General features: G+C 62.1%; 10 protein-coding genes. 3 read left to right on the top strand and 7 right to left on the bottom strand.

What is annotated here, in order from left to right:
* Position 1: 1 nt before the first annotated feature.
* From BV071_RS05215 to BV071_RS05200, 4 genes are read right to left on the bottom strand one after another with little or no spacing between them, the layout of a single operon-like run.
* Complete coding sequence (locus tag BV071_RS05215; protein ID WP_035603129.1) at positions 2-229, bottom strand: hypothetical protein; 228 nt, start codon at positions 227-229, stop codon at positions 2-4.
* Positions 230-252: 23 nt separating this feature from the next.
* Positions 253-1353 (bottom strand): phosphopentomutase, encoded by a 1101-nt coding sequence (locus BV071_RS05210; protein WP_035603193.1) that lies wholly within the window; start codon positions 1351-1353, stop codon positions 253-255.
* A gap of 47 nt (positions 1354-1400) precedes the next feature.
* Entirely contained in the window at positions 1401-2543 is a 1143-nt protein-coding gene (locus tag BV071_RS05205; RefSeq protein ID WP_035603127.1) for a hypothetical protein, read from the bottom strand.
* Entirely contained in the window at positions 2540-4561 is a 2022-nt protein-coding gene (locus BV071_RS05200; protein ID WP_035603125.1) for a sigma-70 family RNA polymerase sigma factor, read from the bottom strand. The genes BV071_RS05205 and BV071_RS05200 overlap by 4 nt, the downstream gene beginning before the upstream one ends.
* A 199-nt stretch (positions 4562-4760) precedes the next feature.
* Here BV071_RS05200 and clpB point away from each other — a divergent pair, with 199 nt between their 5' ends.
* Complete coding sequence (gene clpB, locus BV071_RS05195) at positions 4761-7337, top strand: ATP-dependent chaperone ClpB (RefSeq protein WP_035603123.1); 2577 nt, start codon at positions 4761-4763, stop codon at positions 7335-7337.
* Positions 7338-7420: 83 nt separating this feature from the next.
* Here clpB and BV071_RS05190 read toward each other — a convergent pair whose 3' ends face one another.
* Positions 7421-11464 carry an autotransporter-associated beta strand repeat-containing protein gene (locus BV071_RS05190; RefSeq protein WP_035603120.1) on the bottom strand — a complete coding sequence of 1348 codons (4044 nt, stop codon included), beginning with the start codon at positions 11462-11464 and terminating at the stop codon, positions 7421-7423.
* Between the two features lie 366 nt (positions 11465-11830).
* Positions 11831-14128 (bottom strand): exo-beta-N-acetylmuramidase NamZ domain-containing protein, encoded by a 2298-nt coding sequence (locus BV071_RS05180; protein ID WP_265594097.1) that lies wholly within the window; start codon positions 14126-14128, stop codon positions 11831-11833.
* Between the two features lie 329 nt (positions 14129-14457).
* On the opposite strand from BV071_RS05180, the gene BV071_RS05175 reads away from it, so the two are divergent.
* The gene (locus tag BV071_RS05175; protein WP_052572920.1) at positions 14458-15561 is read left to right on the top strand and encodes an acyltransferase; all 1104 of its coding nucleotides are present in this window, start codon (positions 14458-14460) and stop codon (positions 15559-15561) included.
* 14 nt (positions 15562-15575) lie between these two features.
* On the opposite strand, the gene BV071_RS05170 is transcribed toward BV071_RS05175, so the two are convergent.
* The gene (locus tag BV071_RS05170; protein WP_035603116.1) at positions 15576-16193 is read right to left on the bottom strand and encodes a hypothetical protein; all 618 of its coding nucleotides are present in this window, start codon (positions 16191-16193) and stop codon (positions 15576-15578) included.
* A gap of 320 nt (positions 16194-16513) precedes the next feature.
* Between BV071_RS05170 and acpP the strand changes: the two genes are divergently transcribed.
* Positions 16514-16750, top strand: a complete 237-nt coding sequence (gene acpP, locus BV071_RS35180; protein WP_035603190.1) for an acyl carrier protein — start codon at positions 16514-16516, stop codon at positions 16748-16750.
* The last annotated feature ends 2 nt before the right edge of the window (positions 16751-16752 follow it).

Below are 16752 nucleotides of genomic sequence, written 5' to 3'. Positions count from 1 at the left end.
GCTACTGGGCGAGAAGGTGGAGTACGTCGCGGTCTTCACGCATGATCTCCTCCGCCAATCTCATCTGGCGGGAAAACTCGTCCTCTGCGGCGGAGAGCGCGAATCCGCGGGCGGTTTCAGTGAGTGTCAGCGAGTCGCCGAGCACGAGTCCGAGCTTCTCCAAAAGAGAGTCGGGCAAGACGATCCCGAGCCCGCTCTCCACCTCGACTACTTTCAACTCCGTGCTCACGTTCTAACGCTATTCCGAATCACTCAGGCGTCCAACCCGAAGTGAGCTGCGACAAGCCTCGCAACCTGGGTGAAGTCATCACTTGCAACAAGAGGCCGGGGCGCATTCAAGGTCAGCAGCGGAACCTGCTCGCGGGTGTGGTCGGTACCGCTGTGGTAGGGGTCGTTCCCGTGGTCGGCGGTGATTAGAAGGAAATCCCCGCCGACCTGCGGCAAGAAATCCCCGAGCCATGCATCGAACTCCCGCAGGCAGTTCGCGTAGCCGGCCGGATCCCGTCGATGGCCATAGAGCATGTCGAAATCCACTAGATTCGCGAAGATCAGATGCGGCCTCTTTCGCGGGTCGGCCCATAGCTTTCCGATCGTCGCCATCCCATCCGCATTCGACTTCGTCGGATGCGATTCCGAGATTCCGGAGCCGGCGAAGATGTCCGAGATCTTGCCCACGCCGAGGGTCTCCAGGCCCGCGGTTTGCAAGCGGTTGAGCACGGTCTCCGGAGGCATCAGCGAGTAGTCGTGGCGGTTTGATGTCCGCTTGAAGGTCGTCGCTGAGTCGCCGAGGAAGGGGCGGGCGATCACCCGGCCGATGCGGATGCCGCGGCGGTCCAAGACTTCGCGAGCACGCTTACAGAGAGCCCAGAGTTTCTCCAGGCCGTAGCGCTCTTCGTGGGCCGCGATCTGCAGCACGGAGTCCGCGCTAGTGTAAACGATCGGATATCCCGTCAGGAGGTGCTCCTCGCCGAGTTGCTCAAGGATCTCCGTGCCCGAAGCGGCGAAGTTGCCCAGGAAGGGGCCGCCGATCTCATCTAACAAATCCTGAGGGAAACTGGTGAAAGTATCGAAGGGCTGAGGCAACACGCAGCCCGCCAGTTCCCAGTGGCCGGTGCTGGTGTCCTTACCTACCGACTTCTCGCTCATTTTGGCCCAGGCTGCACCGGGGAGGGTAGAGGTGGGGCCGCGGTCGAGCACTTCGAGGAGCCCGAGCTTGGCCAGATTTGGCAGCTCCAGTAGCTCGCGTTCGAAGAGATGCCCCAAGGTGTCCGCCCCGGCATCGCCGAAGTCAGCAGCATCCGGCGCGCCCCCACATCCCACCGAATCCAAGACAATCACCAAGGCCCGTTTCACCGCGCCAGCCTCGCCGAATCCCCCGCCTCCGCCCAATCAAAATCGTGCTACCATGGCCGCGCTTTCTTGGGCGGCGGATGCGCCCGTGCATCTTCGTAGGCCTCCTTCGCCAGTTTCCGATCTGCTCCCTCCGGTAGCTGCTCGATCCATGCGGCGGCAGAGTGTGGATTCTCCTGCGTCCACGAGCTCACGATCCTCTGTAAGCCCTCGCCCCGCAGGGCCGGATCAGTGGCCTTCAGATACCACTTCATTGCGCCCGGCAAATCACCGGGCTGAAGTTCACTCAGGGCCAGCTCCGCTGCTCGTGTGAATGTCGCCGGGGGCAGAGAGGCGCTCGTTAGATACTCCCTGGCCAGGGCCGGTTCGGGGTGTTGCTTGATGGCCATCTCCACCAGGTCCTCGCGGCCGCACTCCGCGAGGCGCTTCAGCAGTAGCGGCAGGCGATCCGGCGGCAGCACGTGGAGCAGGTCATCCAAGCTCGCCTTCAGCTTCGATCCGTCCAGCTTGGTCAAGACTTCAAGATCCGCGGTGGCTGGTGCCGCGGCGATGCTCGCCGCGAGTTGGAGGCCCGGCACATACAGCTCTTCTGGATGGGAGTAGTAGGTGCGGAAGGTCTTCTCGTTCAGGGGTGGCTCCGCTTGGGTTTTCATCTTCAACCACTCTCCCGCGGCCTGCGGGTCGCGGGCTATCCAGCTTCTGACAACGAGGGTGAAGTTCTCAATATCGCCACCCTTCATGGAAAACTCGCAGGCACGGAGCGGATCCTTGTCGAGAAGGCGGGGCGAGGCGCTTTCGTAGATCAGACTCCAGAATTCCTCGGGAATTCCAGACTCGTGGAGCTGGTCCAGAAGTTGCAGGAGGTCCTCGGTAGTTGCATCCAAGAGGTCGTGCTGAACGAAGTCATCTTCACCGAAGTTCGGCTCGCGCACCATGGCCATCAGGATCAGCGCCCTGCACTTGGCGATGTAGGCCGTGGCATTGAACTTGCCCTGTGCCTGGCGCTCGATCTTCGCTGCAACTGCGGAGCCGCTCGTGGCAAGCGTTGATGCTTCACCTGATGTCTCCCCAGCTCTAGTCTTGCCAATCGCGCTCAATTCCTTCTCCTGCGCCGCAAGCCGCAGGGATTCCCGGCCTTGCTGGAAACCTAACAGGATCGCCGCGGCGATGATGGCAAAAAGCAGTAATCTCATCGGAAGAGTTCGGTTGGAAGTTCGGCCTCTTCGAGGTCCTTGGCGGGGACGCCTTCCCGGTTCATCTTCGCAAGCACCTCTTGTCCGGCAGGGGTTTTGAGAAGTTCGCGGAGCAGTTCTTCCCGGTTTTCACGATCCTCAAGCTGGCGATAGCGATCGAGTGCGTCGATGACCCCGGGGAAGCTCGCTCCCGCGTGGCGGAAGTATGCCTCCAGCATCTCCTGGTCGGGATGGCGCTCCCACTCCGCCGTCAGAGCTTCCCGGGTTTGTTCCGGCGCAGAGGTCATGCTGCTGGCCAAGAAAATCCCAATGGCTGCAGATGACTCTCCGCCCATCGCTGGATCGTGCAGCCAGGCGATCCGCTCGGCGATCTGGTCGGTTTTCATTCCACTGTAGTACTGCACGCCTCCATCCTCTCGGTAGGGATCGCCTTCCGCTGCGGCTGCGAGTAGTGCCGCCGCATCAGTTCCGGATACTCCCGCGCGGTCCACCCATGCCCGCACTTCCGCCGGAGACTTGTCCTTCGTTCCATACTGGAACTTCGTCAGCAGCGGAACTTGGCGCTTCGCGGGGTCTTCAAACTTCGCTGCCAGGTCCAGGAGTTCCTCTGGTGTTCCAGAGCGCTTGAATAGCTGGATCACCGGAATCCTCTCATCTTCCGTGAGCGTGGCGTAGAAGTCCTCTGCCGCCTGCGGATCGGCCTTGCGCAGGCTGGCGTAGAGTTCGCCCGGAATGAGGAGGTTCAGGCGCGTGAAGTCGAACCGCCCTGATTTGACCTCGCTGCGATACCAGGCCACCGCCTTTTCCGGATCCTCCTCGACCCACTTCTTGATCGAGCGGTCGGAATAGGCCCAGACCAATTCTTGCCCCTTCGTATCCAAATGATCGGCCAAGAGAGCGAGGGTCTCCAAGAAACGCTCCGGCGGAAGCGGTGAAGTCGTGGAGAAAGTCGTTTGGTTCAGGACTTGGCCAAGGAGGCTTTGGAGAGTGGTGGAGGGGAGATTGACCGCGATCGCTTCGCGCAAGAGCTGGTCCAGCTCTTCGGCATTCAAGCTCCGCAGCATTCTCTTCACTGCGGCGCCCGACTGGCGCGAGCCTGAGCCCTTCGAGATCTGATCGGCGAGCCAGAGGATGCTCTGCTTGCTGACCTTGGCGGTAGCGGCCGGGGCAATGCCCCGCGCGACGCTCGCTTGGCCTGTGGCACGACCCTGGCCGGCTTCCAGCAGGGCGATCCGGTCCCGGGCCGCTGCATTGGCAAAAGCCTGCACGCTCAGTGGCAGCGCGGTGAGGAGCAAGGTCACGATCACGGCGGTCGCGGGATGGAGTTTCATGAGATGCAGGGAATGCGAGGCGAGGGTGGTCCAGGAAAGCGCCGCCGCTCCCGCAGCGGGCGATGCCGTCAGGGTGGCCATTACAGCGGGCGGGGCCGCTTGTGAGAGGCTGGTGCCCAGCCCGGTAACCAAGGCCGAGCCGCTCAACGCCACACCGCGCTTCGTCAGCGCCAGCCGCAGCTTCTCCATCGCCCGCGAGCTGCGCTTCCGCCACGCGGTGGATTCACCACCGCAGCGCTGCGCGATTTCCTCAAAGCTTAGATTTTGGAAGAAGCGCAGGAAGATCAGGTCACGGTCCTTCGGTGGAAGGCTGTCCAGAGCTTGGTCCAGCAAGGGCGCTGCCTCCAGCCACCCATGTTCGCCGTCGTCGGGACTATCGGGAACGGGCATTTGTTTCATGCGGGCGTCGTGCCGGCGCTCCCGGCGCAGGAGTTTGGCGGCTTCGTAGCAGGCGGTTCGGTGCAGCCATCCGGCAAGACTCGGCACCTCGCCCAGCCCCTTCGCCTTGCGAGCCAGGATCAGCAGCGCATTTTGTGCGGCCTCTTGAGCCAGATCGCCGCGTCCAGTTTGTCGCAGGGATGCGTGGTAGATCAGGCCGCCATAGCGCCGTGCCAGCTCCGCGAAGGCCTTCTCCGAGCCCTCGGTGGACCAGCTTTGGAGCAAATCGGCGTCGCTGCGTTCCGTCATTTTGCCCCTATTCCTCCGGTGCCGCGGGAACTGTGACAGGAAAAATCCCGGCAATCTTCCGGGTGCGGATCATAGCAAGAATCCGGAACAAAACGTTTGCTTAAATTCACTCCGATGCGACCGGTCCAAAAGAAACGCAAGCGGGCTCTGGCATGAGGCCGGACCTCCTTCTAAATTGCCCTTCGCAACCCCGACTCCCATGGGACTCGACAAGCTCACCAACAAACTTCAAGAGGCGCTCCAAGCCGCCCAACGACTTGCCTCCAAGTCGGCTCACCCCGAACTCAAAGGCACCCATCTTCTCCTCGCCCTGCTCCAGCAGGAGGGCGGCATTCTCGTGCCGATCCTGCAAGGTGCAGGCATCGACGTCACGCGCCTGAAGGCCGCCGTGGCCTCTGCGCTCACCCGCGAGCCCAGCCAGCAGGGCGGAACCACTCAGCCGCAGATCAGCTACGGTCTGCGCGCCACGCTCGACGCCGCGGACGAGATCCGCGAGGCGATGGGCGATGATTTTCTCAGCGTTGAGCACGTCTTGCTGGGTGCGCTCAAGGCCGACGCTCCGGAAGGAAAACTTCTCAAGGAAGCCGGCCTTGATGAGAAGAAGGCCCGCAAGGCAATCGAATCCATTCGCGGGCCGCAGAAGGTGGTGGATCAAGATCCCGAGGGCAAATACCAGACCCTTGAGAAATACGGAACCGACCTCACTGCCCGCGCCCGCGAAGGCAAGATCGATCCGGTGATCGGTCGCGACAATGAGATCCGCCGCGTGATGCAGGTGCTCTCACGCCGCACCAAGAATAATCCGGTGCTGATCGGCGAGCCCGGGGTCGGCAAGACCGCCATCGTCGAAGGCCTCGCGCGCCGCATCGTCTCCGGTGACGTGCCAGACTCGATGAAGGACAAGCGCATCATCGTGATGGACGTGGGTGGCATGCTCGCCGGTGCGAAGTATCGCGGCGAATTCGAGGAGCGCCTGAAGGCCTTCCTCAAGGAAGTCACGGAGTCCGCAGGCGAGATCATCCTCTTCATCGACGAGCTCCACACCATCGTAGGCGCGGGTGCCAGTGAGGGCGCGGTGGACGCCGCGAACCTGCTCAAGCCCCAGCTTGCCCGCGGTGAACTCCGCACCATCGGCGCGACCACGCTCGATGAATACCGCAAGTACATCGAGAAGGATGCCGCGCTTGAGCGTCGCTTCCAGCCGGTGATGGTCGGTGAGCCCTCGGTGGAAGACACCATCGCGATCCTGCGTGGCCTGAAGGAGCGCTACGAAGTCCATCACGGCGTCCGCATCCAGGACGGCGCGCTGGTCTCCGCCGCGATGCTTTCGGACCGCTACATTTCCGACCGCTTCCTGCCGGACAAAGCCGTCGACCTCGTCGATGAGGCTGGTGCCCGCCTCAAGATCGAGCTCGACTCCATGCCCACGGAGATCGACCAGATCGAGCGTGAGGTGCTCCAACTCGAGATGGAGAAGAAGGCTCTGGAGAAGGAATCCGACAAGGCCAGCCAGGCTCGCCTGGAGAAGGTCAAGGAGGAGCAGGCGAACCTGAAGGAGAAGTCCGCCGCACTCATGGGCCAATGGCGCAACGAGAAGGATATCATCGACCAGGTACGCAGCGCCCAGGAGCAGATCGATGCGCTCAAGACCGAGGCCGAACAGGCCCAGCGGATTGGCGACCTTAGCCGTGCTTCGGAAATTACTTACGGGCGCATTCCGGAGGCACACCGGGATCTGGATGCGGCCAAGGAACACCTGACCGAACTCCAGAAATCCGGCGCGATTCTCAAAGAGGAAGTCACCGAGGAAGACATCGCTCGCGTCGTTTCCTCGTGGACCGGCATCCCTGTCTCGCGCTTGCAAGAGGGCGAGAAGGAGAAGCTCGTCCACATGGAACAACGTCTCGGCGAGCGGGTGATCGGCCAGAAGAAGGCGATCAAGGCAGTATCGAATGCTGTCCGCCGCGCCCGTGCCGGCCTCCAGGACGAGAACCGTCCAATCGGCTCCTTTCTTTTCCTCGGTCCCACCGGGGTGGGGAAGACCGAGCTCTCGAAGGCCTTGGCCGAGTTCCTCTTCGACGACGAGCACGCGATGGTCCGCATCGACATGTCCGAGTACATGGAGAAGCACAGCGTCTCGCGTTTGATTGGCGCGCCCCCGGGCTACGTCGGCTACGATCAAGGCGGCCAGCTCTCCGAGCACGTGCGGCGCAAGCCTTACTCGGTAGTGCTCTTCGATGAGATCGAGAAGGCTCACCCGGATGTCTTCAATGTCCTGCTCCAAGTGCTCGACGACGGCCGGATTACCGATGGCCAGGGCCGCACGGTGGACTTCCGCAACACGGTCCTGATCATGACCTCGAACATCGGCAGCCAGTATATCCTCGATGAGGAGAATGCCGAGCAGCGCGAGGCCAAGGTCACCGAGGCACTGCGGCAGTACTTCCGCCCCGAGTTCCTGAATCGCATCGACGAGACCATCATCTTCGACCGCCTCAAGCGCGAGGAGCTGACCACCATCGTCGATATCCAGCTCGACCGCGTGCGCAAGCGCCTGGCCAAGCAAGGGCTCGCGCTTGCACTCACAGAGAAGGCCAAGGAATACATCGGCAATCAAGGCTACGACCCGGTCTATGGCGCCCGCCCGCTCAAGCGCTCGATCCAGCATCATCTGCTCGATCCGCTCTCGCTCGACCTGCTCGATGGCAAGTTCAAGGAAGGCGATGTCATCACCGCGGATGTGGATCACGGTACTGTGATCTTCCGTACGGAGTGACACTTGCCAGCGGAACAAAAAAAGCACCCGGCCCTATGCAGGGCCGGGTGCTTGCCGATTTCTTTGTTACCCACCCAGAAGGCTTAGTCCACGCGCACGCGGATGAAGTCGCTCGGATCTCCCGTGATCGCTCCCGGGCTGCGGAAGGTCCGGTAGGTCCAGCCAGCACCGCTCAGGGCCGGCAGGCCCGCTTGGATTGCCGTGGCGTCGGCACCGGTCACTTCATCGATGTCCAGTGTCCAAGAGGACGCGCCGAGTGTATCGCTACCCTCGATGGTGCAGGTGACCCCATCGCCGGTAGCGCTGAGTGCGGTGGCGCCCGCGAAGGTACCCACGCCGGTGCGCACCGGCAGCGTCAGGGTCAGCGCCTGGACTCCGCCCACGCTGGCCACCTTCACAACGACCTTGCCGCTGGCTTTGCCGGACAGCGGATCGCCGTCGATGGCGAACTCGGTCAGGTTGTTGTACTTGTCCTGATCCGGATTGGCGGTCGGGGCATTGTTGGCACCGGTCAGGCCCTTGTCCGTGGCCCAGGACGAGTAGGGAGTGCTCGATCCATCGCTGGTCACGGTCAATGTCCCGGTGCCAGTGATGAGGGGTGTTTCGAACTGTGCCCCGGATCCCGTGGCCCCATACACGCCCGGGGCCTTGGCTGCTCCGTTAAGGGTCAGCTTCAAGACCGTGTCGGTTCCCACATGGGTAAGGTCGAGCTTCCCGGTTCCCGAGATCGAGATCCCCGCCGTATCGGCGAAGTTCGCGTTTGGATGAGTGAGGATGCCATTCGTGATGATGGTGTCACCGGTGTAGGTGTTGGCTCCGCTCAGGATCGTATTGGCCGGTCCGGAGTGGGTGAGGGTGCCGGTGCCGGAGATGTTGTTGGCGAAGGTGAACGGAGTGATCTCATCGATCTGGCTGCGATTGATCACCAGCGAGGCGTTGTTGATCACAGCGGTGGAGCTGAGGGTGCCGGTGGTGCCGCCGTTGCCCACCTGCAGGATACCAGCGGTGATGGTATTGGTCTGGAGGTAGTTGTTGTCGTTGCTGAAGATCAGCAGACCCGGGCCGTCCTTGGTTAGGGTGCTGGTCGATGCCCCGCCTGTGATAAATCCGCTGAATTCGGTAACAGCGTTCTGGACGGTGAAGGCTTTTGCACCGCCACCAACGTTCGTTCCGCCGGTGAACAGCAGGTTGCCGGTGGTGGCCGAGCCGAGGGTCATATTGGCGCTGTAGGAGACCGAGTTGCTGATGGTCCGCGCGGTCGCGTCCGAGGCGCGGACCGTGCCGGCGCGCAGATCCAGCAGGCCGGTGCCGAAGACAGTGTCGTTCGAGCCGATTGCAACCGCTCCTCCATCGATGCGCGTGGCACCGGTATAGGTGCTGGCGCCGGTGAGTGTGAGAGTGCCGGTTCCGTACTTGGTCAAGGCCGCCGGATTGGAGGCATTGGCCGCCGGGCCCAAGCCCGTGATCACGTTGGGAATCGTCACATCATCCGAACGGTTGATGATCAGACCGGAGGTCGCCGAAACGAGGTCCACCGGGTTGGTGTTGATCGAGCCGGTGGTGCCGCCGTTGCCGATCTGGAGCCAGCCATTGGTGATCGAGGTATTGCCCGTGTTGGCTGCGGTGCCGCTGATGATGAGCGTGGCGAGGGTTGCTCCGGTATTGCCCTTGGTCAGCACTCGGGCGCCGCCGGTTTCGGCAATCGTCCCGGCCATGATAATGTTTGTGCCATTCGTATCGAAGGCAGTGCCAGTGCCTGCCAGCGTGATGGTGCCGGTCCAAGTGCCAACGCCACCGCCTTGGTTGTGCAGGGTGCCATTGGTGTTCAATGTCACGGGAGTAGCGATACTCCGGACTCCATAGGTGCCGGCCTTGGCACCGGCATTCACCGTGACCGTGCCGGTGGTCCCACCGTAGGCATTGTTGTTGTCCTCCGCATAGATGGTGCCGGCATTGGCGACGATGTTGATCGGGGTGGCACTCGCGTCGCCACGGAAGTCCACGGCGCCGGTATTGGTGACCGTCAGGGTGTGGCCGTTGCCAGTGATGGTGCCGAATCCACCCAGACCGGCATAGCCGATGTCAAAGCGGCCTACGCCACCAAGGGTTGCGTCCGCGGCGAGAATCAGGTTTTTCACGCCGGCATTCTCGTTGACCGCCACACCGTTGTTGACCAGCGCGCCGGCATTCGCGGGCGCAGGGCCAGTGCCGGAGATCGTGTAGGTGTAGCCACCGGTGGCAACAGTGCCCGGGGTCTGTCCGTTGATGTCGATTTGTCCGCCGCTGGCAATCGTGATGCCGGAGTTGAGGCCGAAGGCATCACGGCTGCCCATGCGCAGAGTCCCGGCATTGACGTTGATCGGGCCGGTGTAGTTTTGGCCGTTGGCTCCGCCAAGCTGGGTCACTCCGCCACCGTTCTTGGTGATCGAGGTGGTGCCGGTAATGAAGGCGGTCCCGGGGGATGAAAGTGCATAGTCGTTTCCGAGTTCGTTCTCGAAGGTAATGCTCCGCGGGGTGACCGTGGTGACGATGGAGATCAGCTTGTTCGACGCCACGGAGGGGAAGGTCACCGCATCCACCTGGAAGAACTTGTCGGAGCTCCCGCTCCAGTTTGCGGAGGTGTTGATATCCCAGTTGGCATTCGCGGCACCTGTCCATGTCACGGCCCCGGCGTTTACACTCAGGTCGATGCTCTTGGCGGCGGTGTTGTTGGTGAATGTGAATCCCCGGTAGGCATTTGCGCCGCCAGCCAAGGTGAAATTGGTTTCATCACCGATGATGCTGCCGTCATAGGACAGCACTTTGAATGGCGTGGCCAGTGGGATGCCTCCCGACAGGGCTACTGTCACCGTTCCGTTGATGACCACGTCGAAGGGGGTATGCAGCACTGCCGGGGTGGAGCCATTGATCCCGAGGGTGGAATTGGTGAATTCCAGGCTTCCCCCCACATTGCTCTCACTGTTCAGGGTTGCATTCGTGACCGTGACGTTTCCGTCTGCAGGGCCGGTGAGGTTCAGGGTGCCCCCCGTGGCGGTCACGTTGGTGGAGACACCACCCGCCAAAGTGAGCGTGCCGCCGGTGACAGAGGCGGTACCTTGGAGCAGGCCATTGACCGTGGTAGAGCCACCGGTGGTCTGCTGCAGGGTGCCCGGGAAGGCGTTCGCGATAGTCAGGGTGCCGGCGGTGTTGATCAGGGTGCCGTTGAAACCGCTGATGTTGCCGGTGAGGTTGAGAATACTGCCGCCCGTGCGCGTGATTGCCGAGGAGGCGGTAGTGATCGCGCCGGTGAGCGTGAAGTTTCGCGAGACGTTGACGGTGTGGGTGCCGTTGAAGGTGAAGTCGGACCCGAAAGTGGTGTTGTCCGTGTTACCGCCGAAAACGAGCCCCGCGCTGTTGTTGAGGATGATCGGGCGGGTGACGTTGAAGGTTCCCGAGTTGCGGGAGATCAGCAACGAGGCTGAGTTGTTCACCGTGACATTGGCGCTCCCGTTTGCGAGCAGCGTGAATGCTTGGTTGCCCCCTGCGTTGAATTTCAGCGCGCCTGCGTTTGCGATCAGGCTGCCCGGACCGGTGATGCTGGACCCGATGATGCAGAGTTGTCCGATACCTTCCTTGGTGAGAGTCCCGTTCAGGGCGATATTGCCGTTTGAAGGCGTGGTGGCCACGTCGGTCAGGCCGCGGATCAGCAGTCCGGCATCGGTAGTAACGTTGCCTGCCGTACCCGCGATCGTGAAGGTCTGGTTGTTGGCGATGTTGAAGTTGCCGCGGAAGGTCGGCCCCACACCGGTGAAAGCACCGTTGGCGGTCAGACCGCTGTTGATGGTCAGGGTGTTCGCCGCCTGGGTGTTCAGGGTGAAGCCACTAACCCGGAGAGGTTCCACCGAGCCGTAGGTCAGAGTCCCGATGGTATGGTTGGCATCAAGTGTCAGACCGTTGGTGGTCGTGTTATTGATGATGATGTTGGAACTCTCGGCGGGAATACCCGGGCTCCAGTTGCCGGCGAGATTCCAAGCGGTGCTGGTGGTGCCGTTCCAAGTGGATTGGGCATGGGCCACCACGGGGGTGAGCGCACATCCGGCAGGGAGGGTCAGGGCCAGCAGGTGCTGGCGGAGTCTGTGGGAAGTCATGGGTTACTCAAACGGGTTACGATTTCCCCGGGCAGGGTTAAGATTCGGGTTCCCGGGGATTCCGAAAGTAGTCTGACAAATTTGACGTCCGGTCAAGTAGCATGAGCGAATTGCGTCTATTTGTATTACAGAATGGGAAATGAAGCCGATTTTGGAAATGCGCAAAGGTGCCATCGGCTGCCGCGGGGCGACCCTCAGTCCTTTGTTTCTCCGTCCCGCCCGGAAAACCGGGGAACGCCAGTCTTTCTTCGAAAGCGAGGAGACCGGCACTCAAGGTGAAATCTTGAGTCCGCGTGCCTCCGCCGGATTCCCAAGCTTCCAAGTCCACCTGAGCTTCTGGGTTCCAGCGTGGGAGGTATTCCCGGTTTATCGCGGGTAGAGCAGGAAGGGCTTCCTGCGTGTCAGGAAGTCCGCCACGCCGCGGTCGCGGAGCTTGCGAATCGCGTCGGGCGCCTGCTGTTGAATTAACGCATCCAAGGTCGCCGGATCACCGATGAGCTTCGCCATTTTCCCAAGCTCCACTTTGTCCCCGTAGAGCCGCTGCAATGTGGCTGCCAGCACCATCCCCAAATCCGCGGCACGGAAACTCTCACGATCGGTCAGCAGGATTCTCACCCCGCGGCACTCCAGATCCTTGAAGACGCTCGCCACTGGCGTGAAGCGCGTCGGCACGAAACGCACTCCCGGCAGGCCGACTTGATTCAGATCAGCGGCAAAGCGGAGTTCGTCGATGTACGGAGCACCTAGTAATTCAAAAGGCGTGTCGGTACCGCGGCCCACGCTCAGCTTGCAGAATTCCAGCATCCCCACGCCGGGGTAGAGGATCGCCGCGGTAGGCCCGCGCATGTTGGGGGAGGGGTTCTGCCACGGCTGCCCGCTGCCATCAAACCACTGCAGCGCCGGTCCGCCCTCGCAGCGGATCACCTCCGGCTGCGCACCGAACTTCCGCTCCGCGTCGATCATCCGCGCCAGCTCGCCCACCGTCATGCCGTGGCGCAACGGAATCTCGTGTGCGGCTACGAAGCTCCTTTCCGCGCTGAGGACCGGCCCCTCAACGATCGGGCCGATCGGATTGACCCGGTCCAGCACGACGAAGCGCAACTTCGCCCTGCCCGCTGCTTCCATGCAATTCGTCATGGTCGAGATGTAGGTGTAGAAGCGGCAGCCGATGTCCTGGATGTCGAATACCAGCGTGTCGATCCCCGCGAGCTGCTCTGCTGTTGGGCTGCGGCGCTCCCCGTAGAGGCTGCAAACCGGCAGGCCGGTCTTCTCGTCGGTGGTGTCACCGATTCCCTCGCGATCCAGATCCCCGCGGATTCCGTGCTCGGGGCTGAACAGTGCCACCAGCTTCAAGCCGGGGGCCTTTTGCAGCAGGTCGATCGTGGTATTCCGCTCGCGGTCGATTCCGGTCTGGTTGGTGATCAGCCCGACCTTGCAGCCGCGGAGCTGGCGGAAGTCCTCGCGCTTCAGCACGTCGATGCCATTCAGGACGGGCCCGCTGGGAGCGGGCGGTTTGGCCGCGACGGCTTTTGCCGGTTCCGCTTCCAAGGCTCCCGGCACATGCTGGAAATTGAAATCCGGGATCGCCTCCGCGGCCAGGGTTCCCAACTGGCCCTGCAGCTTCACCACTCCGCCCTTTTCATCCGGATGGTTCCGGTTGGAGAGGAAGATGACTGAAGTCTTCGAGAAGGGATCGATCCATAAGCGGGTGCCGGTCCAGCCGGTGTGGCCGTAGCTGCCGATCGGGAAAATCTCTCCCCGCGGTCCGGCATGGGGCGAGTCGATATCCCAGCCGAAGCCACGCCGCGGCAGCCCTTCCGGCGATTGTATGTGGGTCATGGCCTCCACGGTTTCCGGCCGGAAGATCCGCACGCCGTCGAGTTCGCCGCCACCCAGCAGCATCCGCGCGAAGCGCCCGAGATCCTCCACCGTGAGGAAGAGCCCCGCGTGGCCGGCTACACCTCCCATCCGCCGCGAAGTCGGATCATGCACCACGCCGCGCAGGACTACCTTGCCAATCATCTCCGTGGGGGCGATCCGGCCGGTGTCCGCCGGCTGGGGCAGGGGATTCACCTTGGGATCGAAGGGGCGGAACCCGCTGTCCTTCATTCCGAGTGGCTGGAAGATCTCCTCGGCACAAAAGGCATCCAGGGTTTTGCCTGAGACCCGCTCCACAATGAAACCGAGCGTGATGAAATTGATGTCGCTATAGAGGTAGGATGTTCCCGGATCTTTGGTGGGTGCCTCCTGACAGACCCGCTTGAGCGCCTCCTCCTTGCCCTTCCAATCGCCATTGGGTGAGAGCCCTGCCCGCAGACCGGAGCTATGGGTCAACAGGTGCCGCAGGGTGATCCGCTCCTTTCCCAGCGTGCCGAACTCCGGCAGGTAGCGGCTCGCTGGTGCCTCGGGGTCCAGTTTCCCGGCCTCCACCAGCTTCATGACCGCGGAGGTCGTCGCGATCACCTTGGTCAGCGAGGCCGCATCGAAGATCGTGTCCTCGCTCATGGGCTCCCGCTCCGGGACGATGGCGCGGCTGCCGTAGGCCCGTTGGTAAACCACGCCCTCCCTCTCCAAGCGGAACACTGCGCCCGGCGTCCGCGCATCGGTAATCGCCTGCTGGATCGCGTCGTCGATCGCCCGCAGGCGATCCTCGCGGAATGGCATGGCAGCGCATGCAGTTCCGATCAGAAGGAATACGAGGAAGAGCCGGGACCACATGCGATTGGGGACAGACTACGGCAGGTGTCGAGATTCCCTAGCAGATTGGACCAAAGCTCGGTGGCTTTTGTTAGGAGGAGCTGTGAATAACTTTGGCGATGCAGCCTGTAAGCCGCTGATGCCTGCGATCTGGAGTGTGAATTGTTTGGGAATAAAAGCGCTTCAATGGAAAGATTGAAGCGATTGATTCGAGGTGTCACGAGTCCCGTCTTGCCGCCCCTGCCGAGTGCTGCCAGAAGCGGGCCATCGACCTCCCGCTCCGCACTCCCGAACCCGTGACCCGCGAGCGGCACTTGCCCTACCTCGACGGGTTGCGGGCTTTGGCTGCGCTCTTCGTCGTCTTGCATCATGCGGTCCTGCAGGTGGATTTCTCCCGCCAGCCGCTTACCGGGCCGCTGCGGATGGTCCTGCGGCCGCTCTACTTCGGCCACTATGCCGTGGTCCTCTTCATCGTGCTTTCCGGCTTTTGCTTGATGCTCCCGGTTTTGCGCAGCGGGGGAACCCTGCGCGGTGGCTACCTCAATTTCCTCAAGCGCCGTGCCTGGCGCATCCTGCCGCCTTACTACTTCGCCGTGGGCCTGTCCTTGCTGCTAATCTGGACTCTGATCGGCCAGAAAACCGGCACTCATTGGGATGTAAGCCTGCCAGTGAAGGTCCGGAGCCTCTGGACCCACCTCGTGATGCTGCATGATGCGACCGGCGAGGATCTCAGTATCAACCATGTCTTGTGGTCCATCGCGGTGGAGTGGCGGATCTACCTGCTCTTCCCGCTGCCCCTGTGGCTGTGGCGGAAGCTTGGGCCACTAGCTGCGACCCTCGTCCTCACCGTCGTCTCTTACCTCCTCTTCGGGCTCGGCGAATGGGCGATCCATGCCTCGCTCCATGCGCACTATCTTGGCTTCTTCGGCATGGGCATGCTGGCCGCGACCTTGGCCTGTTCGAAGGATGGTGCGCCCAGCGGAATGAGGCGCTGGCCTTGGTCCCTGATCACTCTGGGTGCCGCGATCCTGCTGGCAGCGGTCTCAGTGGCCAGTCTGCCCGGCGGAGCTGCCATTCCCTACCAATTCCGCGATGCCTTTGCCGGCCTGGCCTCCATGGCCCTGCTGATCACGGTTTCGCGCGATGAGAGCTTCTGGCTCACCCGTTTCCTCGCGTGGCGGCCCTTGGTCTTCATTGGTACCTTTGCCTATAGCGTCTATCTGATTCACGCTCCGCTCTTGCAGGTGCTATGGCAATATCCTCTGGCCTCCCTCCAGGAAAGACCTTTGGCAATGTTCCTTAGTCTCGCGACGCTTGGCTCCGCGCTAATCCTGGTGGCCTCGTACCTGTTCTTCCTGGTTTGCGAGCGGCCCTTCCTGAGGCTGCGCAAGCGGGATTGATTCCTAGCCGCAGCTCATTTCCCTAGCAGCTTCTCGTAGTAGGCGGCGTCCGGATCCGGATCGTAGATGAGCTCCATCTCTTTGCGGAGCTTCTTCCACTTCTCGTTGCTGGCATCCACGCCGTAGTCCATGAAGGTGTAGTCTCCCATCTTCCAGACCCGGATGTAGTCGGCCTTCACGGTTGGCACTTTGTCCTTTTCCTCGGTCACCGTGCCGATCACCCGAACTAGCGCGAGGCGCTTGATCTCGCCCCTGGGATCCTTTGCCTCCACGTGGAAATCGCCGGCTCCGTAGAGCGATGCGAGCTGGATGTGGTCGTCATTCAAGCCGTCGAAATACTTGTGCTCGATCAGGTAGGTCCCGCCGTCCTTGCCGGGCAGCTCACGCACGATGCCAAACCACGAGACCAGCTTGCCCTTGACTCCCAGCAGGCTGTCCGCCTTCGTGCTCCCGAAACCGCTTTCCGTGGTGATCGGCTTCTTGGCCTCGAACTTCTTCTCCTCCGGGCTCGCCTCGTAGCCTCCGGTGGAATCCTGCGTGTGCGGCCGCCGTTTCGGTCCCGGTTCGATCAGTTGGGCGGAGGCGACCGGGATCATTCCGGCGGCAAGTGCGATCAGGAGAGCTCGCTTCATCCCACGAAGTTCCTACCTCTCCGGATGGAATGTCACGCTGAATCGGAACCCTTGCCGCACCTTGACCGCCGCGCCATTCCGGCAGAACAATGGTCCCGCGCGCGACCTTTGCCATGAAGAAGCAACTCCCGATAATTCTGTCCCTTGGTGCCCTGAGCTTGGGGGCTTGCAAGCGCGCCCCGGAAAAGGCACCCGAGCCTGCGCCGAAGGCGGAAGCTCCGGCGGCTCAGGAAAAGCCAGCGCCCAAGGTGGAGAAGAGCCCTATCCTCTCCACCGATGTCCCGACTCCCAAGGAGGTGCTGGGCAGTGATCCGCGGGTCATCAAAGTCGAGGCCAGGCTGAAGAAGATCATCGTCGATCAACTGGGCGTAACGGCGGACAAGGTCGTCCTCACCGCCGACCTCTTCAAAGACCTCGGCGCGGACAGCCTCGATGCCGTGGAGTTGGTGATGGCCTGTGAAGAAGAGTTCAACCTGAGCATCCGCGATGAGGATGCGGCGAAGATCAGGACCGTGGGAGATACCTTGAAGACCCTCATCGAGCTTGGTGCCCGCTGAGG

Source organism: Haloferula sp. BvORR071, assembly GCF_000739615.1.
Classification (GTDB): Bacteria; Verrucomicrobiota; Verrucomicrobiia; order Verrucomicrobiales; family Akkermansiaceae; genus Haloferula.
This window is presented reverse-complemented; position numbering and strand designations above follow the sequence as displayed.

Excerpts from the sequence above, each read along its gene's own strand:
- BV071_RS05205 (WP_035603127.1), bottom strand. The coding sequence starts at position 2,543 with ATGAGATTACTGCTTTTTGCCATCATCGCCGCGGCGATCCTGTTAGGT.
- BV071_RS05200 (WP_035603125.1), bottom strand. The coding sequence starts at position 4,561 with ATGACGGAACGCAGCGACGCCGATTTGCTCCAAAGCTGGTCCACCGAG.
- clpB (WP_035603123.1), top strand. The coding sequence starts at position 4,761 with ATGGGACTCGACAAGCTCACCAACAAACTTCAAGAGGCGCTCCAAGCC.
- BV071_RS05190 (WP_035603120.1), bottom strand. The coding sequence starts at position 11,464 with ATGACTTCCCACAGACTCCGCCAGCACCTGCTGGCCCTGACCCTCCCT.
- BV071_RS05180 (WP_265594097.1), bottom strand. The coding sequence starts at position 14,128 with ATGCCATTCCGCGAGGATCGCCTGCGGGCGATCGACGACGCGATCCAG.
- BV071_RS05170 (WP_035603116.1), bottom strand. The coding sequence starts at position 16,193 with ATGAAGCGAGCTCTCCTGATCGCACTTGCCGCCGGAATGATCCCGGTC.